General features: G+C 57.3%; 2 protein-coding genes. Both read right to left on the bottom strand.

Annotated features, from left to right (window positions below; all coding sequences use genetic code 11):
• Positions 1–1,102 precede the first annotated feature (1,102 nt).
• Complete coding sequence (locus QUA56_RS36445) at positions 1,103–1,363, bottom strand: hypothetical protein (protein WP_332986650.1); 261 nt, start codon at positions 1,361–1,363, stop codon at positions 1,103–1,105.
• Positions 1,364–1,451: 88 nt separating this feature from the next.
• Positions 1,452–1,796: a hypothetical protein gene (locus QUA56_RS36450; RefSeq protein WP_332986651.1), complete on the bottom strand. Its 345-nt coding sequence runs from the start codon at positions 1,794–1,796 to the stop codon at positions 1,452–1,454.
• Positions 1,797–1,881: the final 85 nt, after the last annotated feature.

A 1,881-nucleotide genomic window follows, 5' to 3' on the forward strand; every position in this document is an offset into this window, starting at 1 on the left:
TAAGCGGCAGCTCCAATCGCGAAGCGATTGGACTGTCCGCTTGAACGAATAGTTAGGCGGAATGTGCCGGAGCGAGGTGCCGCAGGCAACCCGGATGGTGATGTTTTGGTGCCCGCGCCTGCCTGGACCTCGCATCTGCTACTCGACGGCCCCGCGGACTTGAGACGCAGACCATCACAGCGCGGGCGGGCCGGATGTCTCGCGGCGAGAGAGTCTCGGCTTGCCGAGAACGGACTCGCCTCAGACCAACCTAGAACCAACCGCCTAACGCTGGAGCTAAGCGGCCACATCAATCGCGAAGCGATTGATTGGTCCGCTTGAGCGAAATGTTAGGCCCGAACCGCTGAACGATCGACGTGCATGCCGGGATCGCGAGTGGCAGCGCCCAGGAAACTGCAGCATCGATCTCAGGCTGGAGGCGCGCAAGCGCTTCGGGCGCCCAATGCGTCCGAACGGCCCCAACAGGGAGCGCATCAGTCTCTGATGAGATTGCTGCGAAAACATTGAAGTCTTCGTCGCTGTCGGCAACTTGGACCTCAAATCTAAGTGACGCAAGCGTGTGGCAGCCCTCAAGTACGTGCGTGGTCCCTGAGAGAATGCCAAGGCATATGGCTACCGACCTTTGCCGGCACTCCGAGACATAGTCTTCGCGAGATAGATGGGCGGACATAGGGCCTAACGTCTGAGCTAAGCGGCCACATCAATCGCGAAGCGATTGATTGGTCCGCTTGAGCGAGTAGTTAGGCACTTAGTCTTGCTCATCAAGAGGCATCCTCGAAAGCTCTGAACTGCCATTGGGCAGTACGGTGACTGCCCACCACATCTCAGTGCCGTGATCCTTGATGGTGAAAAGGTAAGTGCCATCCGAGTTTGAATCGAGACTAAGGCCGCTCAAGAGGGCCTCGCCCCGAAGTGCCGGGCCTGAATCTAGCGACATGAGACGCTCATAAGCAATCGTGCGCGCCTCCTGCTCGGAGACTCCGGAGCAAGCAACGAGAAGTATCGCGATTGCCGAGATCAGGATGCGCCGCATGTGCCTAACGCTGGAGCTAAGCGGCCACATCAATCGCGAAGCGATTGATTGGTCCGCTTGAGCGAGTAGTTAGGTGCCAATGCCGCGCGACGCCAAGAACTCCTTCGGGCTTGGAACATCCGGATCATCTGCGAGCACTTTCTTAGCGTACTCGCAAGCCTCATCCGTGAATCCTGCCTCTTTTGCTGCGTAGAAGATTTCGAGGTTGGCGTTCAAGCGCGCATCCTCGGAAATGGTTCCAAGCTGAGCCTTGACCGTATCGATAGCTTCGCGAAACTTTCCCTCTCCGCGCAGCGCCGCGGAAATCTTGATCACATCACTTCCAGACATACGAGGACCTCCAAGTTGTGCACCTAACGCCTGAACTAAGCGGCCACATCAATCGCGAAGCGATTGATTGGTCCGCTTGAGTGAGTAGTTAGGGGCCAACATAAAGCACCGTGTAGTTCTCGGCAAACGCTGGCTGGACCACCTTTTGCTCCCAACCGTCGACGGACGGGAACCGTGCTTTGATCCCGGCAAGAAGCTCGGCAAAGCCAGGCTGCTCCTCGCACACCAACACCTTGTTTGGCCCAACTGAGAACTCAAACCAAACGTCGTCGAAGGTGACGGAGTCCTTCTTGAATGCCGCGATCTTGGTGAGCGACCCCCAAGCTACGGACGCGTCTCCTGAAACAAAGCCCGAGTCCGTCACACAGATCGTGTCCCACGCAGGTTTAGTTGACTGCGCGAACCGATCACGCATCTTGCGAAGAAGGTTCATCCGTGTGCCCCTAACGCTGGAGCTAAGCGGCCACATCAATCGCGAAGCGATTGATTGGTCCGCTTGAGCGAAATGTTAGGCCAAA

The organism is Microcoleus sp. N3A4 (genome assembly GCF_036701805.1).
In the GTDB taxonomy this organism is placed as follows: Bacteria; Cyanobacteriota; Cyanobacteriia; order Cyanobacteriales; family Microcoleaceae; genus Microcoleus.